We start from the raw sequence: 5,434 nt of genomic DNA on the forward strand, positions 1-5,434 counted from the left end.
CCTGTTAAGTAGTAGTATAATTCATAGGAAAATTTTGATTGTCAATTATCTAATTAAAATTTTTGCTGATGATTATGACTACAGAAAAAAAATTATATTTTCTTCACGTTTTTTGAAGTTAAATCGTCAAAATTTGAAATTTCAAATGGGAAAAATGAAGCAAAATATATTGGGTAAGTTCAGGATAACTCTCAACTACTCTTAAGTCCTTTCTTAGTAAACTCTCAGATAAAGGCTAGTCAAAATTAATCTAAGTTCTAAGTGTTCTTGATTACCTTAAAACTTAGTAAGCTAAAATACAATGTAAGTAAATTACCTCAGTTTCTATTCAGTTCAAAGGCCATTAAACTTAAATGAATCCCTGACATTAAATTCAATTTTTTGAGAGAGATTCAATTTAGGTTAAACTCAAAAACCTGGGAAACTCAGGCAAACTATAGAAACTTCGCATAGCGCGAACTATCTATCAGAGGTATATTGCTCATGTCCCCAAAACACTCTAGCTCACCAAAAGTCGCACCTATGACTACTTTCAATATGTACATGGCTGCTGCCACTCAAACTAAAAACCTATCTCTTTCTAATCCTAGAGATGTTGCTAGCTTAAGAACAGCAGCAATCACGTCTTGTGGGGTGACAATGGCCTATCAAAACGGACAACAATCTTACCAGGTACTCAAGAATATTGACTTGACAGTACAAAAGGGTGATGTCCAACTATTGATGGGGCCGTCCGGTTCTGGTAAAACTACCTTGCTGTCAATCTTAGCAGGATTGTTAACACCAACATCTGGCAGAGTGTGTCTCTTGGGACAAGAAATTACCAAAATGTCTAGACATCAACTGGCCAAGTTTAGACTTCAGAATATCGGCTTTATCTTTCAGGGATTTAACTTGTTCCCTGCATTAACAGCAGCGGAAAATATAGAAGTAGCTCTGAATATGAAGGGTATCAAAGGTAAGGCAGCAAAACATGAAGCTCAGGTGCTTTTGGAACAAGTAGGGTTAGCTCCTCAAGCCAAACTACATCCACGGGATTTATCTGGTGGCCAAAAACAGAGAGTAGCGATCGCTCGTGCCTTGTCTGGAAACCCTAGGATAGTTATGGCGGATGAACCAACAGCAGCTTTAGATTCTCATAGTGGCCATACAGTTATTGAGTTACTACGTCGGCTAGCTAAAGAAGGTGGCTGTACTGTGCTAATGGTAACTCACGATCCTAGAATAGTAAGTTCTGCTGATAGAGTAGTTTATCTTGAAGATGGAAGTATACAAGAAAATAAACAGTTATCTGATAATTTCTTGTAATTTTTTGTGAAATATTTAGACTTTAAATTTCTCTAACTTTCCAGGTATTAACCAGGGAATAGATTTTTTTATTTTCCTTTGTTTTTACTTGCTACTCCTAAGATTTTTTTCATTTAATTGTCAAGTTTGTTCCTCAATAACACCCTGGAAAAGAAGTTAAATTAGTATTAGTAGATTGTTCAAGTTTAGTTACTAATAATACAGACCTATAATTAGGAACAAATTCATCCAAACTATAGGCAAACTCACCAAAATAGCCACCTGTTTCTTCGTAACTAAACTCTTCTATTGGTATATTGGCATCCCAGATATACCAGAAATTTTCTTTCTGGCCTGGGATTATATAATGCACCCTGATGGTATGAAAGTGCTTTGTAAACACCTATTAAGTGTAACTCCTTATTTGCCCTAGGGGTATTAAAAAAATATGAAAAATAATTTATCACCTCAAAACTACTAGATATTCCTGACGAAATCAAGTGCTGAATAGAAGGATAAAATAAATTCTATAGTAGTTATAGAAGGTGTATTCAGGATTTTGTCCAAGAGGATAATGGCGATTGGGGAAAATTAGTAAAAGCGTAATTAATAAGTGATGCGCGAAACTAATTGTTGATCCAATTTTAGGGCATAGATAAATTTGATTATGAGCTATCGTGACATTCTTACGATTGAACCAGATAAGCCTGGAGGAAACCCTTGTATTCGTCCAATGCGAATTACAGTTTACCGAAATAATTAATAATTAAACAATTAAATAATTAGATCATTCACGCCTTGAAGCCTCCCCTTTCAAGGGGAAAAAAATAAATCTTTTCCTTATTCGTCAATCCTCTCCCTAAAAGGGAGAGGTAATTATCAATTATCAATTATCAATTATCAATTAATGAAGATGTTGTGGGATGGTTGGCATCAGGAATGTCCATTACTGAGATTATTGATGACTTTCCAGAGCTGACATAAGAACATATTAGAGCTTGTTTAGAATTTGCTGCTGACCGTCATCACCGTTTAGTTGCTTTAGTGAGTTCTCCTTGAAACTATTATTCGGTCAAAACTTGAGCCGAAAATTGGTTTCTCGTTTAGCTGACATTTTTCCAGATGCTAGCCACATTCAGTTTCATGGACTAGCAGACAAAACAGATACAGAAATCTGGGATTTTGCCAGACTAAATAATTTCTGTATTGTAACTCAGGACGCAGATTTTGCAGAAAGAAGTCGGTTGTATGGTTCTCCACCCAAAGTAATCTGGTTGAGATGTGGCAATGCACCAACTAATCAAGTTGAAAATCTAATTCGGTCTGGTCAAAATGCAGTTAAAGCTCTATTAGACGATTTAACTATTCACTGTTTAGAATTACATTGATGGTTATCTGCTTAAGTTATATACCCCACCTGTTTACAAATATTTCTGGTCTAACATGACTTACGCATAGACCATACATATAGCCTTCAAAACTATAACGTTATAGTTTTTAAACTCTATATATAGCAATTCCCAAAAAGCGTGAGGTACAAAATTTGGTAGTCCTGCATAGTAATGGTGAAGATATTTGTAGTTTTTCCTCACACTTCCCACACTTCCCACCCGGACCACACTCCCCACCCGGACCACACTCTGTCTACCATTACTATGCACCACCACCCAAAATTTTAGGTTTGAGGGAACACTTAACTGGGAACAGGGAACAGAAAAGAAGAAAAACAACTGTACCTCATAACTTTGGGAATTGCTATATAGTACCTTTGCGTAAGTCCTGTTCAATCAAATTTTCTTATCTGCTAAGTTGGAATTATTTGCACCATTGAGATATTTTTATTGAATCAGGAGCAAGAAAAAAGTGGACAAGGTTGTAGATAAAATTGCGGCATTAGGAGTGCCTGGTTTAATTCTTTTAGTAGCTATGGCTGTAACAGGTTGGACTGGTGCAGCAGCAATTACAGCAGCTTTGGCTATGCTTGGTGGCCCCTTTGGAATGTTAGGAGGAATTGCCGTACTTGGGATTATGGGTTTGATATCTCAAGGAATAGCGCAATATGGGTTTCCAGAAATCTTCAAGGCAGTTGTAGATCAACTTTACAAGAATGGTATGTCTAAAGAATCTATAAAAAGGGAAGTAAATTCATACCCTATTTCAAGAGATCTTAAGGATCAGATTTCTAATCACCTGGAGGAGCTTGATTAGAAAATGAGTAATCATTTTGAGACCTTTGGACGTAAGTTAGCCCAGGATATTTTGAGGAGAACTGGAGAGTTGCTCATTGAGGTTGGCAACGAGCAAGTACCTATATTGAAACCTGCTCTTGAAGAGTTACAAAATGGAACTCGTCGCTATCCTAAATCAAAAACTTCTCATAGAGTAAAGAGTTATACGTGATAATTTGGCTGCACAAATGTATGGTAGTCGGACTGAAGTACCAACTCCTACGGGGAAAATTGACATTTTGACATCTTCTAAAGTAATTGAAGTAAAAAATGTTAGGCAGTATAAATATGCTATCGGACAAGTTTTAAGCTATAGCCATTACTATCCAAAACATGAACGTTGTATTTACCTTTTTGGTAAAGTTTCTGAAAAACAGCGCAGGTTGATAAAGCAAGAATGCAATACTATTAAAGTTACCGTTATGTTTGTATAGTTTATTTATTGGGTCTAACCTGGAGGGGTGACAAGCATAAGTATCACCCCTAAATTTTCTCAATTAAAACAGACTAATATTTAATTCCTAACAACCAACTTCATCTCCAAAATTTTATTAATAGTATCTTCAACAGCTTTATCTGGAGTTGAAGCGCCAGAAGTCACACCCACAACTACCTCACCTTCAGGCAACCAACCCTCCGATATTTTTACCTCATTTCCTAAAGGTTTATGTTCAATTCTATTCCCAGATAAAATCCTTTTAGCACTATCAATATGATAGGAAGGAATATTATTTTCTATTGCCATTTCCTGCAAATGAGTTGTATTAGAAGAATTAAAACCTCCTATTACTACCATTAAATCTACCTTTTCATCGAATAAACCCGCCATTGCATCTTGCCGTTCTTGAGTAGCATCACAGATAGTATTAAAGTTTTGATAATGCTCATTTAATTGATCCGGTCCATACTTTTTCATCATTGTCTTTTCAAACAACTTTCCTATTTCTTCAGTCTCAGTTTTCAGCATAGTTGTTTGATTAGCAATACCAACTTGTTCTAAATCTAAATCAGGGTCAAAACCTTCAGAATAAGCAAGTTTAAACTTAGTTATAAATTCATCACGGTTCCCACCATTCAAAATATAATTACAGACATATTCTGCCTGTGACATATTCAGGAGTATCAAATATTTATCAGCAAAAGAGCTAGTCGCAATAGTTTCTGCATGACTATATTTGCCATGAATAATAGAAGTAAATTTTTTCTTTTTATGTTTTTCTACACTATTCCAAACTTTAGAAACCCAAGGGCAAGTAGTATCAACAATTTGGCAATTTTTATCTTTTAAAATCTGCATTTCCTGAACACTTGCACCAAAAGCAGGTAAGATTACTACATCATTATTGCCAGCTACAGAAAAATCTTTTTTGCCATCAATTACAGGAATAAATTTAATTTGCATATCCCTCATATCTTGATTCACAGAAGGATTATGAATTAGTTCATAAGTAATCCAAATTTGTTGGTTAGGAAAATGTTGACGAGTTTCATAAGCCATTGCTACAGACCTTTCTACACCCCAACAAAAACCAAAAGCTTTTGCAAGTTTTATGGTTACTTCACCTTTTTTTAGGGTATAGTTATTATCTCTAATTTGTTGGATTAGGTTACTTTGATAAACAGAATCCATAACTGTAGCGACTTCTTCTGCATGACCAAATCCTTTGCGGTTATAATTCTCAGATTTTTTTAGTGCCCTGGTAAAAGCTTTTGTATCCATTGTGTTTTATTATTAAACTTTGCTGAAATTTGTTTTATCTTACAATGTTTTTCAACGGAAAAATTGAAGATATTTATTGCTGATGAGAATAGAGCGACAAAAGTTTAGCTAGATCAGACAGATGGGAAAATCTATAGCTAATTTCCGGACAAAACTCTATATATACCGTGGCGCTATAGTTACAAACCTCCATATATAG

The 5,434-nt window shown here is 35.2% G+C and carries 9 protein-coding genes; 7 read left to right on the forward strand and 2 right to left on the reverse strand.

What is annotated here, in order from left to right; genetic code table 11:
* Together AFK68_RS38730 and AFK68_RS12430 are read left to right on the forward strand one after the other, a co-directional pair.
* Positions 1-205: hypothetical protein (locus AFK68_RS38730; RefSeq protein WP_210407370.1), on the forward strand; the 205-nt coding region annotated here is incomplete at its 5' end.
* Positions 206-522: 317 nt separating this feature from the next.
* The gene (locus AFK68_RS12430) at positions 523-1,308 is read left to right on the forward strand and encodes an ABC transporter ATP-binding protein (protein WP_371357350.1); all 786 of its coding nucleotides are present in this window, start codon (positions 523-525) and stop codon (positions 1,306-1,308) included.
* 133 nt (positions 1,309-1,441) lie between these two features.
* Here AFK68_RS12430 and AFK68_RS12435 read toward each other — a convergent pair whose 3' ends face one another.
* Entirely contained in the window at positions 1,442-1,660 is a 219-nt protein-coding gene (locus AFK68_RS12435) for a hypothetical protein (protein WP_094673088.1), read from the reverse strand.
* A 545-nt stretch (positions 1,661-2,205) separates the two neighbouring features.
* Here AFK68_RS12435 and AFK68_RS44940 point away from each other — a divergent pair.
* The 5 genes from AFK68_RS44940 to AFK68_RS12460 all read left to right on the forward strand — a co-directional run bounded on the left by AFK68_RS44940 (position 2,206) and on the right by AFK68_RS12460 (position 3,949).
* Complete coding sequence (locus AFK68_RS44940; protein WP_371357351.1) at positions 2,206-2,271, forward strand: DUF433 domain-containing protein; 66 nt, start codon at positions 2,206-2,208, stop codon at positions 2,269-2,271.
* Positions 2,272-2,342: 71 nt separating this feature from the next.
* Positions 2,343-2,675 (forward strand): DUF5615 family PIN-like protein, encoded by a 333-nt coding sequence (locus tag AFK68_RS12445; protein ID WP_094673089.1) that lies wholly within the window; start codon positions 2,343-2,345, stop codon positions 2,673-2,675.
* 475 nt (positions 2,676-3,150) lie between these two features.
* The gene (locus AFK68_RS12450; protein WP_094673090.1) at positions 3,151-3,495 is read left to right on the forward strand and encodes a hypothetical protein; all 345 of its coding nucleotides are present in this window, start codon (positions 3,151-3,153) and stop codon (positions 3,493-3,495) included.
* Between the two features lie 3 nt (positions 3,496-3,498).
* Entirely contained in the window at positions 3,499-3,687 is a 189-nt protein-coding gene (locus AFK68_RS12455) for a hypothetical protein (protein ID WP_094673091.1), read from the forward strand.
* Between the two features lie 4 nt (positions 3,688-3,691).
* Positions 3,692-3,949: a hypothetical protein gene (locus AFK68_RS12460; RefSeq protein ID WP_094673092.1), complete on the forward strand. Its 258-nt coding sequence runs from the start codon at positions 3,692-3,694 to the stop codon at positions 3,947-3,949.
* Between the two features lie 80 nt (positions 3,950-4,029).
* On the opposite strand, the gene AFK68_RS12465 is transcribed toward AFK68_RS12460, so the two are convergent.
* Complete coding sequence (locus AFK68_RS12465; RefSeq protein WP_094673093.1) at positions 4,030-5,235, reverse strand: 4-hydroxy-3-methylbut-2-enyl diphosphate reductase; 1,206 nt, start codon at positions 5,233-5,235, stop codon at positions 4,030-4,032.
* Between the last annotated feature and the right edge of the window lie 199 nt (positions 5,236-5,434).

The organism is Hydrocoleum sp. CS-953, from assembly GCF_002260545.1.
GTDB lineage: Bacteria > Cyanobacteriota > Cyanobacteriia > Cyanobacteriales > Microcoleaceae > Trichodesmium.